The organism is Actinoplanes sp. NPDC000266, from assembly GCF_042899005.1.
Taxonomy (GTDB): Bacteria; Actinomycetota; Actinomycetes; order Mycobacteriales; family Micromonosporaceae; genus Actinoplanes.
The window spans coordinates 537037-560977 of the sequence record NZ_JBIAZI010000001.1 but is presented as its reverse complement, the minus strand read 5'-3'; the positions used below and the strand labels follow the sequence as shown (position 1 = coordinate 560977).

The 23941-nt window shown below is 70.5% G+C and carries 19 protein-coding genes; 10 read left to right on the top strand and 9 right to left on the bottom strand.

Annotated elements, in window-relative coordinates:
* The first annotated feature begins 132 nt into the window (after positions 1-132).
* The 4 genes from ACFY36_RS02200 to ACFY36_RS02185 all read left to right on the top strand — a co-directional run bounded on the left by ACFY36_RS02200 (position 133) and on the right by ACFY36_RS02185 (position 5455).
* Entirely contained in the window at positions 133-2295 is a 2163-nt protein-coding gene (locus ACFY36_RS02200) for an ATP-dependent Clp protease ATP-binding subunit (protein WP_499744044.1), read from the top strand.
* A 26-nt stretch (positions 2296-2321) separates the two neighbouring features.
* Complete coding sequence (locus ACFY36_RS02195) at positions 2322-4127, top strand: hypothetical protein (RefSeq protein WP_499744043.1); 1806 nt, start codon at positions 2322-2324, stop codon at positions 4125-4127.
* 99 nt (positions 4128-4226) lie between these two features.
* A complete protein-coding gene (locus ACFY36_RS02190) occupies positions 4227-4811 on the top strand; it encodes a response regulator transcription factor (RefSeq protein ID WP_499744042.1) in 585 nt (194 codons plus the stop codon).
* Between the two features lie 95 nt (positions 4812-4906).
* A complete protein-coding gene (locus ACFY36_RS02185) occupies positions 4907-5455 on the top strand; it encodes a hypothetical protein (protein WP_499744041.1) in 549 nt (182 codons plus the stop codon).
* A gap of 59 nt (positions 5456-5514) precedes the next feature.
* Here ACFY36_RS02185 and ACFY36_RS02180 read toward each other — a convergent pair whose 3' ends face one another.
* On the bottom strand, positions 5515-6969 hold the full coding sequence (locus tag ACFY36_RS02180; RefSeq protein WP_499744040.1) for a cellulase family glycosylhydrolase: 1455 nt from the start codon (positions 6967-6969) through the stop codon (positions 5515-5517).
* Positions 6970-7222: 253 nt separating this feature from the next.
* On the opposite strand from ACFY36_RS02180, the gene ACFY36_RS02175 reads away from it, so the two are divergent.
* Complete coding sequence (locus tag ACFY36_RS02175; protein ID WP_499744039.1) at positions 7223-8317, top strand: right-handed parallel beta-helix repeat-containing protein; 1095 nt, start codon at positions 7223-7225, stop codon at positions 8315-8317.
* Between the two features lie 13 nt (positions 8318-8330).
* On the top strand, positions 8331-9134 hold the full coding sequence (locus tag ACFY36_RS02170; RefSeq protein ID WP_499744038.1) for an Fpg/Nei family DNA glycosylase: 804 nt from the start codon (positions 8331-8333) through the stop codon (positions 9132-9134).
* A 153-nt stretch (positions 9135-9287) separates the two neighbouring features.
* On the opposite strand, the gene ACFY36_RS02165 is transcribed toward ACFY36_RS02170, so the two are convergent.
* On the bottom strand, positions 9288-10160 hold the full coding sequence (locus ACFY36_RS02165; RefSeq protein ID WP_499744037.1) for an alpha/beta fold hydrolase: 873 nt from the start codon (positions 10158-10160) through the stop codon (positions 9288-9290).
* Positions 10161-10202: 42 nt separating this feature from the next.
* Here ACFY36_RS02165 and ACFY36_RS02160 point away from each other — a divergent pair, with 42 nt between their 5' ends.
* Complete coding sequence (locus ACFY36_RS02160) at positions 10203-11039, top strand: hypothetical protein (protein ID WP_499744036.1); 837 nt, start codon at positions 10203-10205, stop codon at positions 11037-11039.
* Positions 11040-11102: 63 nt separating this feature from the next.
* Here the strand turns inward: ACFY36_RS02160 and lon are convergent, their stop codons facing one another.
* The 3 genes from lon to ACFY36_RS02145 all read right to left on the bottom strand — a co-directional run bounded on the left by lon (position 11103) and on the right by ACFY36_RS02145 (position 14902).
* Complete coding sequence (lon, locus tag ACFY36_RS02155; RefSeq protein WP_499744844.1) at positions 11103-13355, bottom strand: endopeptidase La; 2253 nt, start codon at positions 13353-13355, stop codon at positions 11103-11105.
* Between the two features lie 163 nt (positions 13356-13518).
* Positions 13519-14142, bottom strand: a complete 624-nt coding sequence (locus tag ACFY36_RS02150) for an NADPH-dependent F420 reductase (protein WP_499744035.1) — start codon at positions 14140-14142, stop codon at positions 13519-13521.
* A 25-nt stretch (positions 14143-14167) separates the two neighbouring features.
* Positions 14168-14902: an SDR family NAD(P)-dependent oxidoreductase gene (locus tag ACFY36_RS02145; protein ID WP_499744034.1), complete on the bottom strand. Its 735-nt coding sequence runs from the start codon at positions 14900-14902 to the stop codon at positions 14168-14170.
* A gap of 89 nt (positions 14903-14991) precedes the next feature.
* Here ACFY36_RS02145 and ACFY36_RS02140 point away from each other — a divergent pair, with 89 nt between their 5' ends.
* Complete coding sequence (locus ACFY36_RS02140; RefSeq protein WP_499744033.1) at positions 14992-15876, top strand: LysR family transcriptional regulator; 885 nt, start codon at positions 14992-14994, stop codon at positions 15874-15876.
* 67 nt (positions 15877-15943) lie between these two features.
* Here the strand turns inward: ACFY36_RS02140 and ACFY36_RS02135 are convergent, their stop codons facing one another.
* Both ACFY36_RS02135 and ACFY36_RS02130 read right to left on the bottom strand, forming a co-directional pair.
* Positions 15944-17341 carry a serine/threonine-protein kinase gene (locus tag ACFY36_RS02135; protein ID WP_499744032.1) on the bottom strand — a complete coding sequence of 466 codons (1398 nt, stop codon included), beginning with the start codon at positions 17339-17341 and terminating at the stop codon, positions 15944-15946.
* 172 nt (positions 17342-17513) lie between these two features.
* Positions 17514-19439 (bottom strand): Xaa-Pro dipeptidyl-peptidase, encoded by a 1926-nt coding sequence (locus ACFY36_RS02130; protein WP_499744031.1) that lies wholly within the window; start codon positions 19437-19439, stop codon positions 17514-17516.
* A gap of 50 nt (positions 19440-19489) precedes the next feature.
* On the opposite strand from ACFY36_RS02130, the gene ACFY36_RS02125 reads away from it, so the two are divergent.
* The gene (locus ACFY36_RS02125) at positions 19490-20065 is read left to right on the top strand and encodes a hypothetical protein (RefSeq protein ID WP_499744030.1); all 576 of its coding nucleotides are present in this window, start codon (positions 19490-19492) and stop codon (positions 20063-20065) included.
* A gap of 50 nt (positions 20066-20115) precedes the next feature.
* Complete coding sequence (locus tag ACFY36_RS02120) at positions 20116-21474, top strand: UTP--glucose-1-phosphate uridylyltransferase (protein WP_499744029.1); 1359 nt, start codon at positions 20116-20118, stop codon at positions 21472-21474.
* Between the two features lie 49 nt (positions 21475-21523).
* On the opposite strand, the gene ACFY36_RS02115 is transcribed toward ACFY36_RS02120, so the two are convergent.
* A complete protein-coding gene (locus ACFY36_RS02115; RefSeq protein ID WP_499744028.1) occupies positions 21524-22309 on the bottom strand; it encodes a DUF6308 family protein in 786 nt (261 codons plus the stop codon).
* 14 nt (positions 22310-22323) lie between these two features.
* Positions 22324-23868 carry a fatty acyl-AMP ligase gene (locus ACFY36_RS02110; RefSeq protein WP_499744027.1) on the bottom strand — a complete coding sequence of 515 codons (1545 nt, stop codon included), beginning with the start codon at positions 23866-23868 and terminating at the stop codon, positions 22324-22326.
* Positions 23869-23941: the final 73 nt, after the last annotated feature.

The following is a 23941-nucleotide window of genomic DNA, read 5'->3' as shown; positions in this document are numbered from 1 at the left end:
GCGTATGCGAGGTCCCCCACGCGGGCCACGCGCCAGACGCCAAGAGGCTCCGACTCAGCGCACGCGATTCCCGGCTGCCCACTTCTTCGTCGGGCGGGGTGCGTGGGGCTTCGCCACGAGGACGTGAGTGGCATGTTCGAGCAGTTCACCGACCGTGCGCGGCGAGTGGTCGTCCTGGCTCAGGAAGAGGCCCGCGCGCTCGACCACGACTACATCGGAACCGAGCATCTCCTGCTCGGCCTCGTCCACGAGGACTCCACGGCGCTCGGCATCTCCTTGGAGAGCGCCCGGCATCAGGTCGAGGAGATCATCGGCCGCGGCACCAGCACGCCGGGCGAGCACATCCCGTTCACGCCGCAGGCCAAGAAGGTGCTGGAGCTGTCCCTTCAGCTCGGCCACGGCCACATCGGCCCCGAGCATCTCCTGATCGGCCTTCTCCGCGAGCGCGACGGCGTCGCCCGGCAGGTGCTGGTCCGGCTGGGCGTCGACGTCGCTTCGGAGCCTCCCTCCGCGAAGTCCGTGATCCTCGAGCAATACGGTACGAACCTGACGCAGCGGGCGCGGGAGGGCCGCCTCGATCCGGTGATCGGCCGCGAGCGGGAGATCGAGCGGGTCATGCAGGTGCTGTCCCGCCGGATGAAGAACAACCCGGTGCTGACCGGCGAGCCCGGCGTCGGCAAGACGGCCGCCGTGGAGGGTCTGGCCCGGTCCATCGTCCGGGGCGCGGTGCCCGAGACGCTGAAGGACAAGCAGATCTACACCCTGGACATGGCGTCCATGGTCGCCGGTTCGCGCTACCGCGGCGACTTCGAGGAGCGCCTGAAGAAGGTGGTCAAGGAGGTCGGCGCCCGCGGCGACATCATCCTGTTCATCGACGAGATCCACACCCTGGTGGGTGCGGGCGCGGCTGAGGGCGCGATCGACGCCGCCAGCATCCTCAAGCCGATGCTGGCCCGCGGCGACTTCCAGCTGATCGGGGCGACGACCTCGGACGAGTACCGCAAATTCATCGAGAAGGACAAGGCACTCGAACGCCGGCTCCAGCCGATTCCGGTGAGCGAGCCCACCCTGGCCGAGACCATCGAAATTCTCAAAGGCTTGCGGGATTCGTACGAGGCCCATCACCGCGTCAGCATCACCGACACCGCCCTGGTCGCCGCGGCGACGCTGGCCTACCGGTACATCTCCGACCGTTTCCTGCCGGACAAGGCGATCGACCTGATCGACGAGGCCGGCGCGCGCACGCACCTCCGCCACTTGGCCGAGGTCGGCGACGAGCAGATCGCCGAGGTGCTGGGCGACTGGACCGGCATCCCGGTCCACAGGCTGACCGAGGAGGAGACCTCCCGGCTGCTCAACATGGAAGAAGAGCTCCACAAGCGCGTCATCGGCCAGGAGGACGCGGTCACGACGGTCTCCAGGGCCATCCGCCGCACGCGCGCCGGCCTGAAAGACCCGAGGAGGCCGTCGGGTTCGTTCATCTTCGCCGGCCCATCGGGCGTGGGAAAGACGGAGCTGGGCCGTACGTTGGCGTCGTTCCTGTTCGGCTCGGAGGACGCGCTGATCCAGCTGGACATGTCGGAGTTCTACGACCGGTCCACGATGTCGCGCCTGGTGGGTGCCCCTCCCGGCTACGTGGGCTACGACGAGGGTGGCCAGCTGACCGAGAAGGTGCGGCGCAAGCCGTTCTCGGTGGTGCTGTTCGACGAGATCGAGAAGGCCCACCCGGACGTCTTCAACACCCTGTTGCAAATCTTGGAGGACGGTCACCTGACCGACGGCCAGGGCCGGACAGTGGACTTCAAGAACACGGTCATCATCCTGACCACCAACCTGGGCACCCGAAACACGGCGTCGGTGGGCTTCCGGACCGGGGAGGCCGAGCATTCGAAGGACCGGGTCATCGGGGAGCTGAAGCAGCACTTCCGCCCGGAGTTCCTCAACCGTATCGACGACACGATCGTCTTCCACCAACTGCGCCAGAACGAGATCCTCGAGATCGTCGACATCTTCACCGCCCGCATCGAGACCCAGCTCAGGAACAAGGACATGGGCTTGGAGCTGACCGACAACGCGAAGAGGCACCTGGCGAAGAAGGGCTTCGACCCGGTGCTGGGCGCCCGCCCGCTGCGCCGCACGATCCAGCGCGACCTGGAGGACACACTCTCCGAGCAGATCCTGTTCAACGAGCTGCGCCCCGGCCAGACCATCAAGGTCGACTGCGAGAACGACAAGTTGGTCTTCCGCCCCGTGGTGTCAGCCCCCGGCAAACGGGTAGCAACCATCGATAGCTAGCAATGGCGTTGGAGAGGAGGCGGGCCGTGGCACCCCATCGAGCGACCCGTCTCCTGCTCATGTTCGGCCTGGCCATAGCCGCTTTCCTGGCCTTGACAGTCTTCGACCGGGCCGCCCACGCCGACGAGCTCACGCCCCCACTGCCCACCGCGCAGCCGACAGCCCACGCCGAAAAAGTCCGGAAATTTCCCCCCGGGCGGCCCGCAGTCGTTCCTTCGAAGACCTCAGACATCGCCCGAAAAGCAACCACCCGCAAGGACACCGCCCAGAAAGCCACGGACCCCAAGGCCGCCGCCGCCCAGAAAACCACGGACCCCAAGGCCGCCGTACGGAAAGCCACGGAGCACAAGATCACCGTACGGAAAGCCACGGAGCGCAAGACCACCGTACGGAAAGCCACGGAGCACAAGACCACCACCTCGAAAGCCACGGAGCGGAAGAACGCCACCCCGACGGCCGTGGACCGCAAGAACGCGACCCCGAAAGCCGCGGAGCGTAGGACCGCGACCGACCCGAGAAGCAAGAAGGCCACAGCTCGGACCGTCGAGAAGCTGTCGGGTCCGATCCCCAAGGCCGTGAAGCGGGCGGTGGCCCCGGCCCCGAAGGCAGCCGCCCACAAGGCCACGACCTCACAGATCAACGCGCGAGAAAAGGCGCCCAACCGCCCCACCCCCGCGAACCCGCTCAGCGAAGCAGCCACCAACCTTCGGGCAGATCCCATCAGCGCCGCCGGCCTTCCCCAGCAGAAGGATGTTCCGACTCCGGACGCCGCCGCCGTCCTCAACACACACCCCGCCGGTCTGCCCAGCCCTACAGACCTCCTCCCCGTGGAGACCGCCGACCTCCCCGGCATCCGGGACCCGGAGATCGCCCACCTCCGCGCGCCCACGGAACTCCTCAAGCCAGCAGCCGCCAACCTCCCCACAGCCGCCGAACTCCTCGAACCGGCGACCGCCGAACTCCCCGCACCCGCCGAACTCCTCTCCCCCGCGACCGCCGAACTCCCCGCACCCGCCGAACTCCTCTCCCCCGCGACCGCCGGGCTCCACACGCCGACAGATCTTCTCGGTCTGGCGAACGCCTATCTCTCCAGGACTGTCGAGCTCCTCCGCCCGGCGACCGCCGAACTCCCCGCACCCGCGGAACTCCTCGACCTGGGGAAGCTCTCGGCGGCGACAGGAAAGCTCAGCCCGAGCGCCGTCGAGTTCCCCTCGCTGCTCGGACCGGGCGCCCCACCGCTGCCGGTGCCGTTACTTCGCCGGGCAGCTTCGGCTGAGCCGTTCCCGCTGACGGTCCTTGCCGCCCCCACGTCTCCCTCCATGCCGGAAATTTCGGATTTTGTCGATCTGCAGTGGCCGGCGCTCACCAGCAGCGGCAGCGGCAGCAGCGGCGTCGGCGGCAGCGGCGTCGGCGGCAGCGGCGTCGGCGGCAGCGGCGTCGGCGGCAGCAGCGGCGTCGGCGTCGGCGTCGGCGTCGGCGGCAGCAGCGGGAGCGGCGTCGGGGGCGTCAGCAACGGGGGCGTCAGCAACGGCAGCGGTGGTGGTGGTGGCGGCGATGGGCTGGCAGCTCGGGGCGTTCCATGTGACTTCGGCGATCCTGTGCCCGCCGGTGACAAGCAAGAGCGGCTGAGCGGCACCTCCACCTCGCCCGGGCAGCCGGGTGATCGTGCCGGTGGTGGTCCCTCGGTGCGGGACTCCGCCGGTGGGGCGGCGCCTTCCCTGGGCACCCTGCCGTCCTCCTGGTGGCCCGATGTTCCGGCTGCCGTTCAGGCCCTTGGCGCTTCTGTGCGCACCTGCGGGCGTACCACCAAATATTGCGGTCCTCCCAGCTAGATCCGAATCGGGCCAGCGTCGTCACCGACGCCGGCAATTCACCCCGATTCGATTTCTGGCTGGGAGGCCTTTGTGATTCGCATTCTGCTTGCCGAACCCATGAATCTGCTGCGTGGCGCCCTTTCCGCCACCCTTTCCCTTGAAGACGATTTTGTTGTTGTCGCCGAGCTCGGCGGGCTTGCCGAGGCGCCCCGTATGGCCCGCGCCGTGCGGCCCGATGTCACCGTTGTCAATGTCGGGCTGCTGGCCGGTGACGGGCTGCGGCTTCTCGGGCTCCTCAGCTCCGCGCAGCCGCGCTGTGCCGTGCTCGTTCTGGCCGGGCCGGACGCCTCGGGGCCGCTCAACCGGGCGCTCGACGCGCACGTCCGCGGGGTCGTCGGCACCCAGGCCGCGCCCTGTGAGCTGGTGCGTGACATCCGGCGGGCGGCCCGGGGCGAGCGTGTCATCGACGCCGGCCTGGCCGTTGCCATGGTCGCCGCCCCTCGCAGCCCTCTTTCCGCCCGGGAGCTGGACGTTCTCAGCGTCGCCGCCTCGGGTGTGCCGTCGCGGGAGGTCGCAGCCCGGCTCCATCTGGCCGCCGGCACCGTCCGTAACCACATCTCGGTGATCCTGCGGAAGACCGGCGCCCGGAACCGGCTCGAGGCCGTCCGCCTGGCCGAGAGCTCCGGCTGGCTGCAAACGTGACTTTTGTCAGCGATCCCGATGGCAGCGGTCACTGGGACCGGCCCCGCCCGGCATCGAGGCTTATCGGTGTCCACAGCGAATCGCCAGGAGGAACCATGACACTCCGGAAGAGGCTCTCGATCGTCGCCGTCACCTTGATCGCGGCGCTGGGCCTGACCGCGGTGGGGGCCAACCCGGCCTCCGCCGCGCCGCCCGCCACCACCACCGCCGTTCCCAGCGCCCCGATCACCGGCACCTTCACGGACGCCGCGGGCGGGACCGGCACCTTCGCCGGCAGCTTCACGCCCACCAAGTTCGCCGCCCAGGACGGCGACCTCGTGGCCACCGGCACCCTGACCGGCACGCTCACCGACTCGGCCGGGGCCGCCGTCGGCACCGTCGAGCAGGCGGTCACCGCGCCCGCCTTCGTCGCCCAGGCCACCTGCCGGATCCTGGACCTCACGCTCGGCCCGCTGCACCTCGACCTGCTCGGCCTGACGGTCGACCTCAACCAGGTGCACCTGGTCATCAACGCGGTGTCCGGCGCCGGGAACCTGCTCGGCAACCTGCTCTGCGCGATCGTCGGCCTGCTCGACGGCACGCCCACCGCCGGCCAGCTGGCCGCGATCCTGAACTTCCTGCTGGCCCTGCTCAGCGGGCTCTGAGACTCGCCGACCCCCGGCGAGACGCGGCCGCTCCCTTCCCCGGGGGCGGCCGTGTCATGTCAGGAGATCGCGACGTCGTCGTAGTAGACCGTTCCGGTGTTGTCGCCGGACTTCAGATGCAGCTGCACACTGGCCGCTCCGGCCGGCGCGACCGTGTCCACCGAGAGCTTCGTCCAGCTGGTGGTGCCGGTCGGCAGGCGGTTCGAGGTGTTCTGGCCGATCCACGTGCCGTTGATGTCGAACCAGCTGAGCGCGATCTCGGTGATGCCGGCGGCGTTGACCCCCCGGGCGTACGCCTCGGCGTGCCACGCCAGCCCGGCCTGCACCGGGGTGATGGGCGAGGTGAGCAGCGAGGGCAGGTTGCTGCCGGAGCGGGTCGTGCCGGAGAACTTGGCCGACTTCGTGCCTGTGCGCGCCGACTCGGTCGTGATCACGGCGGCGCCGGCCTGTGGCAGGTACTGCCGCCACGGCGATTCGGCGGCGGCCCCCTCGAAGCCCAGGTTGAGGATGCTGTTCGGGGTGGATCCGGTCGTCCAGGCCGCGTCGGCCACCGAGGCGCCGAACTTCGGGGTGCCGTCGGTGCGGTGCAGGCCGAACTTGTACTGCGCGGGCTGGGTCGACACCGAGGAGTTGGCCGGGATGGCGCCCTGGGCGAAGTCGTTGAGCGTCCACGGCGCGACCGAGCCGATGCCCGCCTCGCCGGCCGCGCGGAAGACCCGGGCCAGATAGGCGCCCTGTTCCCCCTCGGAGGCGGACAGGGTGCTCAGGCCGGTCTCGCCGATCACCACGTCGTCCGGGGCGACCGCGGTCTGTGCCCGGCGGATCTCGGCCAGGGACCGTTCCGAGGCGCCGTAGAAGTGGAAGTCGTAGTAGTCCAGCGGCGTGGTGGCCAGCTGCGTCTTGAGGGTGCCCATTCCGGTGGCGCCGCTGGCCCCGTCGACGGTCAGGGTGATCGGCATGGTCGGTGCGGTCGCGCGGATCGCCGGGATCAGCTGGCGGGCCCAGTTCATGGCGGTGGCGTCGTTCGGCGGGATCTCGTTCTTCAGCTCGACGGCGATCACCCGGGGGTCGTTCGCGTACGGCGCCAGCAGCGTCTGCGCCCAGGTGATGCTGCCCGCGACGTCCGCATATCCGGACCACCAGTCGAACAGGGTCAGCTTGACGTCGAGGTCGTTGGCTTCGGCCAGGTCGACAAAAGTGCTCAATTCATTGGTGTACGTCGGGGAGGGCACCGGAAAGCCGAAAGTCTGCGGGAAGACGATGGCCCGCACGCTGTCCGCGCCGAGCGCCGCCGCCTTGTTGAGGTCGGCGTGTATACGTACGAGATCGAAATTGGTCCACATGTACGTCCACCCGGCGTTCGACGGGTAGTAGTTGATCGTGTTCGCGGCCCGCACCGCGGCCATCCGGCCGGCGAGGGTGGGCGCGGAGTCGGCGTGGGCGGGCAGCGCCGGCAGCAGGGCGCCGAGCAGGACGGCGGCCAGAACGGCGGCACGGAAGCGGAGGGTAAGCATGCGGAACCGAGCCTTTGCGTGGAGGCCCTGCGGCGCGATGGCGTCGCCGGCGGCGGGGGTCTGACTCACAGCGGCGCGCGGTGGAGAGGCGCGGCGGCCGGCCGTGGCCGAGGGGGACAGACGCTCGTCTCGGCGAGGCGTCTATCGATGACGGTAAGCGGCGAAACCCGCCTTCGGCAATGACCGTCGTGTGCCAGCCCGTCCGACGATCATGGTCGATATGACAAAGCCGCAGGTCGGATAGGGTGGCTCAATGCCCAGCAGCCGCCGCCTCCCGCTGGCGCTGACCGCCACGTCGATCGCGCTGGGCGGCGCCCTGGTCGCGGTCGGCCTCTCCCCCACCGGCACCGCGCCCGCGAGCGTCGGCGGCATCCACGTCGATTGCGAAAAGGGTGACGACGGCAACAAGGGAACGCTCGCGAAACCGCTGCGCAGCGTCCGGGCCGCCACCTCCCGGGCTCTCGGCGCGGGCTCGGTGATCGAGCTGGCCCGGGGCTGCACCTGGCCGGCGACGATCGAGCTGCGTGGCGACGGGACCAGGCTGACCGCGTACGGCACGGGCCCGCTCCCGGTCATCGACGGCGCGGCGGCCGGCGCCGGCAGTGTGGTGCTGCTCTCCGGCGCGAAGCAGATCGTCGAGAACATCCGCGTCACGAACGCCGCGTCCAACGCCGTCGAGATCCGGGGCGCCGGTGGCGCCGTACGGTCAAGCGAAATCGACCACGCCGGCGTCGGCGTCCTGCTCAAGGCCCGCGGCGCCAGGGCCGACCGGGTGACGGTCCACGATCTGCACATGGTGCTCGACACTCCGGGCGGTGACGACGACTACGGCGCGATCGGGTTCGCGGTCCAGGCCGGCGACGTCGAGATCGGCCACAGCAGTTGTACGGCCTGCCGGGCCCCCAGCAATGACTACGGGTACGACGGCGGCTTCGCCGAGGTCTGGAACTACGCCGACGGCCTCGACGTGCACGACAACACCGGCTCGGACATCCAGGGCGTACTGGAGATCGGCGGCGACCGGCCCGACTCGTCGGCCCGCGGCATCACGGTGCGCGACAACACGTTCCGCGACTCGCACGGCGGACTGGTGCTGCACACCGAGGGCACCTTCGCCGTCGCCGCCGCCCAGATCGCCGTCACCGGCAACACCATCACGAGCGCCGGCCCGCAGGATCCGCCGATCCTCGACGGCGACCTGAGCAACGTCACCTTCGACGGGAACACGGTGAGCACGGCGAGCTTCGTGAGCCATTCCACGCCGGCCCGCCACCGGGACAACCGCATCACCTTGCGTGGCGCCGCCGAACTCGGGTATCCCCGGGACAGCACCGAGAGACTGAACTGAACGGGGACGAGTGATGCCGGAACTGCCCGAGGTCGAGTCGGCCCGCGCGGTCATCGAACGATCCGGCCTCGGCCGCAAGATCATCGACGTCGACGACTCCGACTCGTACGTCTGCCGCCCTCACGCGCCGGGCCAGATCAAAGACGCTTTGATCGGGCGTGAGCTCGTACGGGCACACCGGCGCGGCAAGAGCATGTGGTGCGACACCGGCGACGACGGTCCGGAACTGGGCATCCACCTGGGCATGTCCGGCAAGATCGTGATCGCCGACCCGGACGGCGGCGAGATCGACGGCGGCGACTACTGGGAGGGCCGCCGCCTACCGGGCGACTACCGCTGGTCCCGTTTCGCCCTGTTCTTCGCCGACGGCGGCCGCCTCATGCTGGTCGACCCGCGTCGCCTGGGCCGGGTCCGCCTGGACCCGCCGGTGGAGGCCCTGGGCCCCGACGCGGCCACGGTGACACCGGCCCAGTTCCGCGCCGCGCTGGCCTTCGGCACGGCCCCGGTCAAGGCCCGCCTGCTCGACCAGGACGCCATAGCCGGCATCGGAAACCTGCTGGCCGACCAGATCCTGTGGTCGGCCCGCCTGAACCCGGGCCGCCGCGTCGACCGCCTGACCCCGGACGACATCGACCGCCTCCTGCGGGCCACCCGCCAGGCCGTACGGGCAGCGATCAGAGACGGCGGCGTCCACACCTTGAAGCTGATCCCGTTCCGCGTCGCCGGCGGCCATTGCCCCCGCGACGGCGCCCCCATGTCCATGAGCAAGGTAGGCGGCCGCACCAGCTGGTGGTGCAGCCAGGAACAGGCCGCCTAGGGCACGCGAGCCGCGGCCAGGTTCAGCTTGTCCTTGGCCCACAGACGTGCGCGTCCGTGAGGCCGGTGCCGCGATCATGCCGATGTAGACCCGGGCGGCCCGGTTGGCCGCCACCAGATCGGCTCCTCCTGGGACTTGACGGTGAAGGTCACGCTAGTGCGTCCAGTCGGTGATGGCGGTCACCAGGTCGCCCCATAGCGGTCGCGGGCGGTCGTGGCCCATGTCGGGGACCAGCATGAGCTTGGCGCCGGGGATGAGCTCGGCCGTCCGCCGGCCGCCGCTCGGGTCGATCAGGGTGTCGTCCAGGCCATGGATGACCAGGGTCGGCACCTGCGACTTGGCCAGCTCCGCGGCTCGCGAGCCGTCCAGGATCATGGCGGCCAGCTGACGTGCGATGCCGGCCGGATAGTACGAGCGGTCATAACTGGCCGCCGCCAGCTCCCGGAGTGTCGCGGCGTCCCCGTATCGGCGTGATGCCCACACCAGCTCCCGGTCGGCGGCCGCCACGTAGCCTTCGCGGTCGGCCGGCTTCGGGGTGAACAGGACCTTTTGGGCCTCTGGCGTGGACTGGCCGACCCCGGGTTCGCCGGTCGAGGACATCATCGAGGTCAGCGTGCGGATCCGGGACGGGTGTTCGATGGCCATCCGCTGGGCGATCATGCCGCCCATCGAGGCGCCGACGACGTGCGCGCGGTCGACTCCCAGCGCGGTGAGCAGGCCCAGGCCGTCGCCGGCCATGTCCGAGAGCGTGTAGGGAGGGGCGATCGCGATGTCGCCGCTGCTGACCGCTGAGATGAACGCCGTCAGGTCGACCGGGTGATCGTCCCATTTGGTGGACAGGCCGCAGTCGCGGTTGTCGTAGCGGATCACGTAACGCCCGCGGTCGGCGAGCATCCGGCACAGATCCTCGTGCCAGGCGATCATCTGCGCCCCGAAGCCCATGACGAGCAGCACCGCCGGGTCGTGCGGGTGGCCGAAGGTCTCGTAGGCGATCCGTACGTCCGGGGAAACGCTGGCAACGGGCACCGGGTGACTCTGGCACAGTCCCGTCGCTGGTGTAATTGATTAATGATCTCCGGTGAGCCGTTGGCGTGGGGAGTCGTGGCCAACGTCAGCCGTGAGATCCTCGTTCGCCAGTCGGGCCGTAAGCGGCCGGGAACACGCCATTTCGTGCCGGGCGCGCGGGTCTGGGTGCTGGCGGTCGGGGCCGACGGGGGCGAGCAGAGATACGTCGTCGGCACCCGCCGCAACACCGGAGGACGGCGCCTCATCCGGCTGGTGATGGACACCGAATACCTCGTGAACTACCGGGTCAAGCCGATCTACAGCCCGGCGGTGTACGCCAGCATGGGGCAGCCCATGGAGTTCGGCGAGCCCCGGCCCTACGAGTCCCGGGAAGACGCGCAGGAGTCAGTCGATACCTGGAAATGGCACCGGACCCGCCGGCCTCATCTCGCTCTCACCGGGCGGGAACGCCTGATGCACAACGCCGACGAGGACTGCGAGTTCTGCGACGGGCGGGACGCCTTTCGGATCGGCGCCGCCCGGGACACCAATCCGTACGAGCGGCCCGGCCGGGAGACCCCGGGCACTGTCGATTGGTGGGGCACCTCGTACGGCATGTGGCGAGCCGGCTGGGTCATCGAGAAGAACCGCGAGCATCCGTCCCTGATCGACGACCTCGGACTCCGGCACGTCGCCCTTGCTCGCTACCGGCTGCGCCGTGAGGCCGAGAACCTGGTGCGCGACGCCGTGGGGCGGACGATCGCCGAACTGGAGGCGGACAGGATCGGGCGCGACCGCATCCAATTCGTCGCCGGGGACCGGCAGCCCCGGCCGCTGGACGGCGTCGTGCACGCCTGGATCGACGCTGACGAGCGGGTGATCCGCGCCCGGGCAGGCTGAAGGAACCGCCGGAGGCGTGAAGGCCCGTCGTCACCCGGTCAGGGTGACGACGGGCCTTATCCGTCAGGCCGCGGCGACCAGGCCGGCCGAGACCGGCTCCAGGGCCGTGGCCAGGATCTCGCGGACGTCGGCGACGATGTGCACGGTCAGCGCCTCCAGCACGTCGGCCGGCACCTCGTCCAGGTCGGGCTCGTTGCGCTGGGGCAGGTAGACCTCGGTCAGGCCGGCCCGCTGCGCGGCGAGCAGCTTCTGCTTCACGCCGCCGATCGGCAGCACCCGGCCGGTCAGCGAGACCTCGCCGGTCATGCCGACCTCGGCCCGCACGTTGCGGCCGAGCAGCAGCGAGACCAGCGCCGTGGTCATCGTGACGCCGGCCGACGGCCCGTCCTTGGGCACCGCGCCCGCGGGCACGTGCAGGTGGATCGGGTGGTCGAGCTGCTCGGGCGAGATGCCGAGCTCCTCGGCGTGCGCCCGCACGTAGGAGAGCGCGATCTGCGCCGACTCCTTCATCACGTCGCCGAGCTGGCCGGTGACCGACAGCCCGCCCTTGTCGCCGGGCAGCAGCGACGCCTCGATGTAGAGCACGTCACCGCCCATCCCGGTCACGGCCAGGCCGGTCGAGACGCCCGGGACGGCCGTCCGCTCGGACGACTCCGGGGTGAACCGGGGCCGGCCGATCAGCTCCTTGAGGTCGGCCGCGTCCACCGTGACGGGCAGCTCGCCCAGCGCGGCCTTGCGGAACGCCTTCGCGAGCAGGCGCTCGAAGGAGCGTACGCCCGCCTCTCGGGTGTAATTCGCGGCGATCTCGCGCAGCGCGTCCTCGGTGACCGTGACCTCGCCTTCGTTCAGCGCGGCCCGTGAAAGCTGCCGCGGCACCAGGAAGTCGCGGGCGATGGCGACCTTGTCGCTCTCGGTGTAGCCGTCGATCGAGATGAGCTCCATCCGGTCGAACAGCGCCTGCGGGATCGTGTCGAGCACGTTCGCGGTGGCGATGAACAGCACATCGGACAGGTCGAGGTCCAGATCGAGGTAGTGGTCGCGGAACGTGTGGTTCTGCGCCGGGTCGAGCACCTCGAGCAGGGCCGCCGCCGGGTCGCCGCGATAGTCGCTGCCGACCTTGTCGACCTCGTCGAGCAGGACGACCGGGTTCATCGAGCCGGACTCGCGGATGGCCCGCACGATGCGCCCGGGCAGCGCGCCGACGTACGTACGCCGATGTCCTCGAATTTCGGCCTCGTCGCGGACGCCGCCCAGGGCGACCCGGACGAACTTCCGGTTGAGAGTACGGGCGACCGACTCACCCAGGGAGGTCTTGCCGACTCCGGGCGGGCCGGCCAGCAGGATCACCGCGCCGGATCCGCGACCGCCGACGGTGGTCAGGCCACGGGACTCGCGACGGGCGCGGACGCCCAGGTATTCGACGATGCGGTCCTTGACCTCGTCCAGGCCGTGGTGGTCGGCGTCGAGGACGGCGCGGGCCGCGGCCAGGTCGGTGTTGTCGTCGGTGCGGACGTTCCAGGGCAGGTCGAGCACGGTGTCGAGCCAGGTGCGGATCCAGCCCGCCTCCGGGTTCTGGTCGCCGGCCCGCTCCAGCTTGCCGACCTCGCGCAGCGCGGCCTCACGAACGGAATCGGGCAGATCGGCCGCCTCGACCCGGGCGCGGTAGTCGTCGTTGCCCTCGGCCTCGTCCTCGCCGAGCTCCTTGCGGATGGCCTTGAGCTGCTCGCGGAGCAGATATTCGCGGTTGCGCTTCTCGACGTTCTCGCGCACATCGTGCTCGATCTTGTCGCTGACCTCGGACTCGGCCAGGAAGTCGCCGGTCCACTCGATCAGAAGCCGCAGCCGGGCCTCCACGTCGGGGGTCTCCAGCAGCTCACGCTTGCGGTCGTTGGTCAGATAGGGCGCCCAGCCGGCGGTGTCGGCCAGATCGCCCGGGTCGTCGATGGCGCTGACCGAGTCGATGACCTGCCACGCCTCACGGCGCTGAAGAACCGAGACGACCAGTTTCTTGTACGCCGCCGCGAGCTCACGGGCATTCTCGCTGGGCACACCGGCCGTGACCGGCTCGACCTCGACCCATAGGGCCGCGCCGGGCCCGGTCACGCCGCCGCCGATGCGGGCACGCACCCCGGTGCGCAGAACAGCGGCGGGCGTCCCACCGCGGGCCTTGCCGACCTGCTGAACAGTGGCCACCACACCATGCGAGGCGTACCGGTCCTCGAGCCGCGGAGCGATGAGCAGCTCGGACCCGGCCGAGGTGCGGGCCGCGTCCACGGCGGCCTGAGCCGGCTCGTCCAGCTCGACCGGCACAACCATGCCCGGCAGCAGAACGATGTCGTCCAGGAACAACACGGGAAGTCGCTTGCTAACCACCCGGCACCTCCGAAAAGTTGAGTATGCGGGGCTCAACCTCCGAACTTCCGAGGATCTTCCACCGTTCGCTGGGAGCGGAAATGACGTCAGTCCGATTCCCGGGGACTCAGCCGGCGAATTCGTGGACGCCGACGGCGAAGTCCCAGTGGCCCACACCATTGCCGGCGAGGCTCACCGTGACCAGACCCATCCCTTCCAGCCAGTGCGCCATCCTCAGGCCGCCGGCGTCCAGCGGGCGCAGCCCGAGGCTTTCGACGAAGGTGGCCACCGCCCTCTTGGCCTGCGCGTCGTCACCGGCGAGGAAGACGTCGGGCCGGCCCTCCTCCAGGACGTTACGGAAGATGGTGTTGAACGCCTTCACCACACGGGCGCCGGCCGGGGCCACCTTGGCCACCTCCCGCGCGATCGAGGTCTCCTCGCCGTGGGCCAGCCCGTCGAACGTGGCGTTGAAGGGGTTGCTGATGTCGACGATGACCTTGCCCGCGAGGGCGTCCCCGTACCCGGCGACGACCGGAACGACGCCGTCGGCCAACAGGGCGGCGATGACGATGTCCCCGGCCGGGACGGCGCCCCACTCCCCCGTCGTCGCGCCGCCGCCCAGAGCCTCGGCCAGGGCAGCCGCCTTGGACTGATCGCGTCCCATGACCTCGACGGAGTTGCCGCCCGCGATCGCGAGCGTGCCGATGGCGCGGGCCATGTTGCCCGTACCGATGAGGGTGATTCTGTTCATGAGGTTTGTGCTCCCGTTGTGTGGCTCAGATGGCCGTGGTGCCGCCGTCGGCGACCAGTTCGAGGCCGTTGACGTAGCTGGAGTCGTTGGAGGCGAGGAAGAGGGCGATGGTGGCGATCTCCTCGGGGCGGCCCATCTCCCCGCGCGGGATGAGGGCTTCGAAGGCGGCCTTGGTCGCCTCGTCGAACAGTTCCTCCTGCTTGGCGGTGGCGACCTGGCCCGGGGTCAGGACGTTGACCCGGATCTTGCGGTCGCGCAGTTCGTTGAGCCAGACCCGGGCCCAGGCCTGCTGGACGGCTTTGCTGCCCGCGTAGAGGCTCCAGCCCGGGAAGGCGCCGAGGGAGGCGTTGGACCCGGTCATCAGGATCGAGCCGTTGTCGTTGATCAGCGGCAGCGCCTTCTGCACGGTGAACAGGGTGCCGCGCGCGTTGAGCCAGAAGGCGCGGTGGAACTGCTCCTCGGTGATCTCGCCGAGGACGGCCGGCTCGCCCATCCCGGCGCTGGCCCACAGCACGTCGATCGAGCCCTTCTCGCGCTTGACGGTGTCGTACAGGCGGTCCAGGTCGTCCAGGTCCGACGCGTCGCCCTGGACGGCGGTGACGTTGCGGCCGATCAGTTTGACGGCGTCGTCCAGCGCCTCCTGCCGGCGGGCCTGAATGAAGACGTGCGCTCCTTCTTCGGCGAACAATTTCGCGCCGGCCAATGCCATTCCGGTGGATCCACCGGTGATGACCGCGACCTTGTTATCGAGCTTTCCCATGAATCGAGATTGCCACCGGAAGAAATCGGCGTCCAAGACCTCTTTCGACCGTGGTGATAACTTGGAGGCATCACCAGCCGGGAGGCGCCATGGATCTGGACCTGCGCAAGCTGCGCTACTTCGTCGCCGTGGCCGACCGGTTGCATTTCGGCCGGGCCGCCGACGAGCTGCACATCGCGCAGCCGGCGCTCAGCCGGCAGATCCGGGCCCTGGAGCACGACCTCGGCGCCTCGCTGTTCGCCCGCAACCGTCACGGCGTGGCGCTGACCGACGCCGGCCGGCAGCTGCTGGACGACGCCGGCCCGCTGCTGGCCTCGGCCGACGCGGTCCGCCGCCGGGTGGCCGTGGCCGCCCGCGGCAGCAGGCGGCTGGTGGTCGGTTTCCGGGCCGGCATCCCGGTCATCCCGGCCGCCCGGGTGTTCGAGGCCCGGCATCCGGACGTGGTCGTCGACATGCAGCGGATCGAAAGGGACGACCAGGCCGCGATGCTGCTCGACGGCCGCGTCGACGTCGCCTATGTGCGGCTGCCCATCGACGAGGCCGGCCTGCGCGTCACCTCGCTGTACGCCGAGCCGCGGGTGGCCGTGCTGCCCGCCGGCCACCGCCTGGCCGGCAAGGAGCAGATCACCGAGGCCGATGTGGCCGGCGAGCCGCTGGTCTGGCCGGGCGATTTGGGCACGCAGCCGACCCGGCGCCCGCATCCCAACGCCGGATATCTGGTGCGCGGGGTGGACGAGACGCTCGAGCATGTCGCGGCCGGCCGGGGCATCTCGTTCCTGGCCCGTTCGGCCACCGTTTTCTATTCACATCCGGAAATCGTTTATGTCCCCGTCTCCGATCTGGCCCTCGATCAGGTGTGCGTCGCGATATCTGCATCGAACACCTCGCCGTCGGCCGGCGATTTCCTCGTCGCGGCCCAGGAAACGGCCGAGATCACGGCGGAATGCGGAAACCGCGAGATGTGGGCGGATTGACCAACACTCGGACACCGAATTCGACAATCGGGCTGCGGGCCGCCATCACGGGGTTCAGCGGGGCGGCCTACGCCTCCGTTTTGCTGTCGACCGGCTCGGCCGGCTTCGTGGTCGGGGGTGTCGTGTCCTCGGTGGTCGGCGCGGTGGTCGGGTCCGTCGGGTCGTCGGTCGGCTCGGCCGGAGGCGTGGTCTCGTCGGGGGTGTCCGACGGGGTCGGCTCGGCCGGGGGCTTCGAGGTCTTCGGCGGGCTGCTCGGGGAGGCCGACGGCGTGGCCGACGGTTTCGTCGCCTTGGTTGTCGGCTTGGCTGCTGGGGCCTTCGTGTGGGTGGTGTTCTTCCGGCGTACGCCGGACCTGGTCGTTGTTGTCTCCTCCGTCGGCTCGGCGGTCGGTGAGGAGGACGGGGTGGGCTTCGCGGTGGGCGACGTGGTGGTCGGTGCCGGGGTGCCCTCGACGGCGGCCTCGGCCGTGCGGCCGCCGGGAGTGCCGGTGCCGTTGACCAGCTGGACGCCGACGATGCTCAGGACCACGGCGGCGGCCGCGGCCGAGGCGACGACCATGACGCGGCGGGGAGAGCGGCGCGGTGCGCGGGACGGTGACGTCACCACCGTGAGCGGCGCCGTGTGGGCCGCCGAACGGATCGGCGGGATGTGGCTGGCCGGGCGGGTCAGCGGGGTCGGGGCGAAACCACGGAAGATCTCGGCGATCTCGAGGGCCGTGGGGCGCGCCGAAGGATCCTCGGCCGTGCAGGCCTCGTAGAGCCGGATGATGTCCCGGGGCAGGCCGGAGATGCGGGGCAGGCGCGGAGCGGGACGGCCGTGACGGGTGGCCAGCACCTCGACCAGGCTGGCGCCGGGCCAGGCGCGGTCGCCCGTGAGGCACTCGAACAGGAGCAGGCCCAGCGCGTACACGTCGGCCGACGGGTAGCTCGGCTCGCCGCGCAGCTGCTCGGGGGCCAGGTGGGACGGGCTGCCCCACAGGGCGCCGCTGATGTCGATGCTGTTGTGGCCGGCCGCGATGGCGATGCCGAAATCGAGGACCTTCACGCCCTCGGAGGTGAGCATGATGTTGCGCGGGTTGACGTCGCGGTGGACCAGTTCCTGGGCGTGGGCGGCGGCCAGCGCGGACGCGGTCTCCTTGCCGATCTCGGCCGCCTGGCGCCAGCGCAGGGCGCCCGTGCGGGCGATGCGGTCGGACAGGGTCTCGCCGTCGACGAACTCCATCACCAGATAGGGCGTACGGTCGCTGCCGTCGACGACCTCGCCGTAGTCGTAGACCTGGGCGATGTTCGGGTGGCTGAGCCCGGCCGCCGTGCGGGCCTCCCGCAGGACGTCGGTCGCGGACTCGTCGAAGATCTTGATGGCGACCGGACGCTTCAGGGTCGTGTCGAAGCCGTAGTGCACCACCGAACTGCCGCCCTGGCCGAGGGCTTCCCCCAGCCGATATCTCCCCGCGAGCAATGGCACTGCGACCTCCCCATGGCCGACCCGGCGCCGATGTCGCTCCGCGCCGCAGCAGCGTGGTGACGGGTGATCAGCTCCGTGGCAGCAGCATACCCGGGAGGTATGACGGGAAACTGCGGCAGCGGTCACTGTTGGGAAACAGCGCCCCAACAGTGACCGCACCAGAAATCCGAAATCAGGGAACCAATGGATCGAATCGCGGCGGGGCGAACGTGCGGGGCACGGGCGCCGTCGACACGGCCGGGGCGGTGGCGCCCGGCTTGGGCAGGCGGCCCACCAGCGGCAGGGTCAGGGAGCTGCCGCGCAGATCGAGTTCGATGGTGGCGCCGGTCGACTGCGGGGTCGAATATTCGTTGTCGCTGGCCTGGAGGATCAGGCCCAGCACGTGGCCGGCGGGCAGGCGCTGGTCGGTGGCCTGCATCGGCACGGTCACCGTGTACCAGCGGTCCGGGCGCAGCGGCGTGGTGAACCGCAGCGACACGTGGTGGGCCGCGTCCTTCCAGCCCCGCGTCAGGATCGCGTGGTCGGCCGTGATCAGGCTGGGCGCGGTGTCGCGGTAACAGGCGTCGTCGGCCGCGGTCGCGGCGCCCCAGCACGACTCGGTGGGCAGCGTGGTGATGCCCTCGCCCCGGCCCAGATAGTTGACGCGGGTGGCGGTGCCGTAGTCGACGAGCCGGGCGGTCAGCTCGGTCGTCGGCTTGTCGACCCGCACGCGCAACGTCACCGACGGGGTGCCGGAGACGCGTACCTCCTGGGTCAGCGGGGCGGACAGGAAGGCGACCCGGCCCGGCAGCGCGGTGTTCGGGCTCGCGACGGCGGTGGCTTCATCGAGGTCGGGAGCGTCCGTCCACGTACGGACGGCTCGCCCGGGCCCACCACCCAGCGTGCCCGTCGTCCCGTCGCCGTTGCCCAGGGTGATTCTCTGCGACGTCACGCGGGCGGCCGGCCAGGTCCGCTCGCTCACCCAATTGCCGGGCGTCGTCTCGATCGACACCGCCGGCTCCCGGTCGATCCCGTTGCGCAGGCCCTGCAGATAGCGGTCGAACCACCGGTGCAGGGTGTCGACCCAGTCGGCGCGCCGCAGGTCGAAGGGGTCCACGTGACCGGCCTGGGAGAGCCACATCTTCTTGGGTACGTCGAGACGGGCCCACCACTGAGCGAACTGATCGGTCGTCACGTTGGTGTCGTTCAGCCCGTGCGCGATGAACACGCTGGCGTGCACCCTGCGCGCGTCCGGCCGGAAGTTCCGCTCGGACCAGTACGCGTTGTAGTCACCCGTCGCGTCGTCGCTGCCCTCGTCGAGCCGCTTGAGGTTGGCCGCGCAGGCTTCTTCGGGGCGCCCGTTGACGTACGAGAAAAGGTATTCGGGATAGTCCTCGACCCGCAGCACGCCGTTGTAGCGCTGGTAGTCGTACCAGCTGGAGATGGCCGAGATCGGCACGATCGTCTCCAGGCCCTCGACGCCGGTCGCGGCCACGCCGTTGGCCACCGACCCGTCCCAGGACTTGCCGATCATGCCGGTCCGGCCGTTGGTCCAGCCGGTCGCGACGGCCGGGGTCCCGTCGGCGTACGTCGCCTTGGCCCGCCCGTTCAGCCAGTCGACCACGGCCTTGGCGCTGAGCACCTCTTCGCGGCCGCCGACGTCCATGCACCCGGTGGAGCGGCCGGTGCCGGCCAGGTCGGCGGCGACGAAGGCGTAGCCGCGCGGCACGAAGTAGTTGTCGTAGTAGAGCGGCTGTTTCACGATGGTGCCGCTCGCGTCGTACTGCTTGCGCTCGCTCTCGTTGCCGCGCCCGCAGCAGGAGTAGTAGGGCGAGCCCTCGAGGATGACCGGCACCTTCAGGCGCCGGTCGGCCGTCTCGCGGGGCCGCACGATGTCGACGGCGACCTTGTCGGGGACCCCGTCCTCGTCGTTGTCCAGCGGCGTCTGCACCCAGACGCTCTCCCGGACGGCGTTCTCGTAGGAGTAGACCGGCACGGTCTCCCCGCCTCGGATGTGCGGCACGCCGCCCGCCTCGGCCGGTGCGACCGACACGATCAGGGTGGCGCCGACCCCGGCCACGACGGCCAGGGCGAGCCTTCGCTTCAAAGTTCCGGACATCGACGCATCGTAAGTCATCAATGACTTTTCGCATGTCTACAATGCGCGCCGTGGAAGACTGGGATGCGGAAATGGAACGTCGCGCGGAGGCCGATCACGAGCCCGTGCGCCCACTGGCTCTCCTGCGGGGAATCGCCGTCGTAGTGGCCTTCACGGTCGTGGCCGGTGTCATCTACTTCGACAAGAAGCAGGAGCCCAGCACCGCCGAGCGGGACGCCGCCGTGCAGCAGTTCGCGCAGATGCTCGACGGCGACAGCCCGCTTCGCGCCGACGAGCCGAACGCGCTCGATCTCGCCCCCGGCCAGACCGTCACCCTGCGCAACACGGCCACGGAGGTTCGGGTGACGCCCGGCAAGGTCACGGCCGGCGCCGGCGCGTGCACGTCCGGGCCGCTCCTGACGGTCGCCCTGACCGTGGAGGGTACGCGCGGCGCGGAGGATCTGACGCCCGCCGACTTCGCTCTCGTCGGCCCGGACGGCTCGGCCGGGCTCGCCGTCGGGCGGTGCTCCACCGGATTCGACGAGGGCGCGACCGAGCGGACCGTGGCCTTCACCGCCGTGGAACCGGGCCGCCTGACCTACGGGCCGGACCCCAATCACCCCGTCGCGGTGTGGCGCCTGACCTGACCGTCGATACTGGGTGAGGCAGAGGCTTCCCGCACCACGGAGGAACAGACATGGACGCGCCCGGTTATGTCCAGGCGACGCTGGCCAAGGCGGAGAAGGACGGCGCCCACCCGGCCGAACTGGCCGCCCTGCGCCGCCGCCTCGACCAGTTGGCCCAGCCCCGGGCCGGGCTGCTGCCCGGCGACGAGCTGGAGCCGCTCGGCGAGGTGACCGGCCTCGAGGAGCTGCCCGAGCCGCCGGCCGAGCGGGCCCGCGAGATCCTCGACCGGCTGGTCGTGGTCAAGCTCAACGGCGGGCTCGGCACCAGCATGGGCCTGACCGGCCCGAAATCGCTGCTCGAGGTCAAGCCCGGCGCCAGCTTCCTCGACGTGATCGCCACCCAGGTCACGGCCGTCCGGGAGCGGTACGGGGCCCGCCTGCCGCTGCTCCTGATGAACTCGGCCGCCACCCGCGGCCCGTCGCTGACCGCGCTCGAGCGGTACGGCGACGTCAGCGACTTCCTCCAGGGCCGCGAGCCGAAGCTGCGCGCCGACGACCACTTCCCGGTCGAGTGGCCGGCCGACCCCGAGCTGGAGTGGTGCCCGCCCGGGCACGGCGACCTGTACACGGCGCTGACCGCCTCCGGCAAGCTCGACGAGCTGCTCGACGCCGGCCTGCGCTGGTGCTTCGTGTCGAACTCCGACAACCTGGGCGCCACCGTCGACGTACGCCTGGCCGCCTGGATCGAGTCCGAGCAGATCCCGTTCGCGATGGAGGTCGTCCGGGGCACCCCGGCCGACCGCAAGGGCGGCCATCTCGCCCTGCGCGGCGACCGGGTCGTACTCCGGGAGACGGCGCAGGTCCCCGACGGCGACACCTCCTTCACCGACGTCGAGCGGTGGCGCTTCTACAACACCAACAACCTGTGGATCGACCTCGAGGCGCTGCGCCGCCTGCAGCAGGACGATCCGGGCGCGCCCGTGCTCCCGCTCATCGTCAACAACAAGACCGTCGACCCCAAGGACCCTTCGAGTACGCCCGTGGTCCAGCTCGAGACCGCGATGGGCGCCGCCATCGGCTCGATCGCCGGGGCCCGCCCGGTGCTGGTTCCCCGCACCCGCTTCGCCCCGGTCAAGACCACCAACGACCTGCTGGTGGTCCGCTCGGACGCCTACGAGCTGACCACAGACGGCCAGATGCGGCCCACATACGAGGGCTCCGGGCCGGTCGCCACCCTCGACCCCGAGTTCTTCCGCCTGGTGCCCGGCTTCGAGCAGCGCTTCCCGTCCGGCCCGCCGTCACTGCGCCGGGCCACCCGCCTCCAGGTGGACGGCGACGTCACCTTCGGCGCGAACGTGGTCGTCGAGGGCGAGGCCCACGTGACCGGCCCCACGACCGTTCCGGACGGCGAGCAGCTGCGAGACCGCTGACGTCATGACCATCGGGCCGGCGGCTTCCCACCGCCGGCCCGACGTCATTTCAGAAACCTCGGTCCTTCCCCTCACGCCAGGCGATCACATCCAGCACGCGCAGCGGCGTCACGGCCTCCGGCAGCCCCGCCGTGCCGTGGAGGTGAACCAGCCGGTCGTTCAGCGCGCGACGCTGTTCGCGCAGGGTCAGGCGGACGGGCTCCCACTGGTGCTTCTGGGTTCCGGTCACCTTCGCAACGACCCTGTCCCAGATGGGACGCAACCGCGGGCGCTTGCGGGCGATCAGCTTCGTCGCGATGGTCGTATCGATGCCCGGAATGTCACGCAGCGCCTTCTGCAGCCGCCAGCCCGCCCAGCCGTCGCCGGTGAGCGGCTCCTCCTCGTCGACGAGGTCGCGGTCAGGACCGAGTTCCGTGAGCAGCCCGCCGAACTCGGCGGCACGGTCGCGCAGGAGCACGACCGCCGCGCCCGGCTGCACCCGCACCGACAGAAGCGTGACCGCCACCAGGTCGTCGGCGGTGAACCGGTCAGCATCCGCGATCCGGGCCCCCGTGCTGTCCCAGTCGTCGAAGGCCGCACCCACCGCGGCTCCGCCGCCCGTCAGCGGGTCACCGAAGTAGCGGCGCAGCAGCGCCACGGCGGGCTGGTCGTCGGGCGTCGAGAGGGCATCGGGAACTTCCGCCTTCCAGCCCGGGTCCAGCGCATGAGACGAATGGGCGTTCTCGATGACGAAGGCCGCCCTGTCGTCGGTCGGGCGGAGCTGCCACGACGTGGACCAGTCCGACGCACGTTTGTCGTCCAGCCACACGTCGGTCCAGTCGCCGCCGGCCCGCATGGTGGTCAGAGGTCCTACAGGGTCGGCAGGGCGCCGGCCAGCAGCAGCTCGCGGCATTTGGCGCGGCGGGCCTTGCCGCTTGTCGTCACCGGGAGGGTGCCGGTCGCGACGATCAGTACCTCGGTCAGCTCGACGTCGTGTTCCAGGGCTACGGCCGTGCGGATCGCGGTCTCGATGTCGCGCCGGCGTGCTTCGTCGACCGGCTGGTCCGGGCGGACCTCGACCGCCGCGGCCAGTCTGTTCTCGTCCTCGCCGATCGCGAAGACCGCGCAGCGGCGGCCCTCCAGGGCTCGATGGCTGCGCTCGATGGTGTATTCGAGGTCCTCCGGCGGCAACAGACGGCCGTTGAGGATGATGAGGTCGGCGTAGCGCCCGACCACGAACAGCTCGCCCTCCCACAGGAAACCTAGATCGCCGGTGCGGAGGTACGGCCGGTAGTCCGGCCCGGCCAGCCGGGCGTCGAAGGCGTCGTGGCCCTGGTAGCCGAGGCCGATGCTGGGGCCGTGCACCCAGATCTCGCCGATCCGGCCCGGTGCGCATTCGGTGTGCAGGGTCGGGTCGACGATGCGTACGGTCAAACCCTCGGGACGCCCACCGCAACTGACCAGGGTTTGACCGTCGCCCGCCCGGGCGACGCCGTCCTGCAGGGAGCGGCGATCGAAGGCGACCGTGCGCGGCGGGCCTCCCTTGCGCAGCCCGGAAACGAAGACGGTGCCCTCGGCCAGGCCGTAGGCGGGTGCGAACGACTCCGGCCGGAAACCGGCCGACGCGAAGTGGGTGGTGAAGCGGCGCAGGGTTCCGGCCCGGACGGGCTCGGCGCCGTTCAGCATGATCGCCATCGAGGACAGGTCCAGCTCGGCGGCGTCGGGGGCGGACACCCGGCGTACACAAAGGTCGAAAGCGAAATTGGGTGCGGCCGTGAGATTGCCGCGGGTCTCGTCGATCGTGCGCAGCCACAGGCCGGGATCGCGCAGGAACGCCATCGGCGGGATGAGCGTGGTGGTGCCGCCGTGCCAGACCGTGAAGAGCAGCAGGGCCAGGCCCATGTCGTGGAAGTGCGGCAGCCAGGAGACGGTCCGGAAGTCGTAGACGTCGGGGGCGATCGACCGGGTGAACTCGGTGAGCATCCGCATGTTGGCCGTGTAGTTGCGGTGGCTGACCAGTACGGCCTTGGGCGTGCCGGTGGAGCCGGAGGTGTGCTGCACGACGGCCACCTCATGCCGCGCACTCTCATGCTCGTCCACCTCCCCGATCACATCGCCGGGGGTCAGGGTCACGGCCGGGGCGGCGGCGTCCGGGCTCGCCAACGGCACCGCGACCACCCCGGCGTACCAGCAGCCGAACAGCGCCGGCAGGAAGTCCGGTCCGGGCGGGAACAGCAGGCCGACCCGGTCACCGGCCGAGGTGGACTCGCGCAGCTTCGCCGCCACCGCCCGCGCCCGCCGGTCGACCTGCGCGTAGGTCAGCCCGCCACCCCCGGCGAGCCGGACGGCGATCCTGTTCCCGCGCTGGTCCGCATGGCGCCGCAGCATCTCCACCAGGTCCGTCGCGTCCTGCATCACTGTGTCTCTCCTCCGTAGCCGTGATTCCGGCCTCAGAGGATGCGCAGAGGCACTTGCCCGACACTTGAGC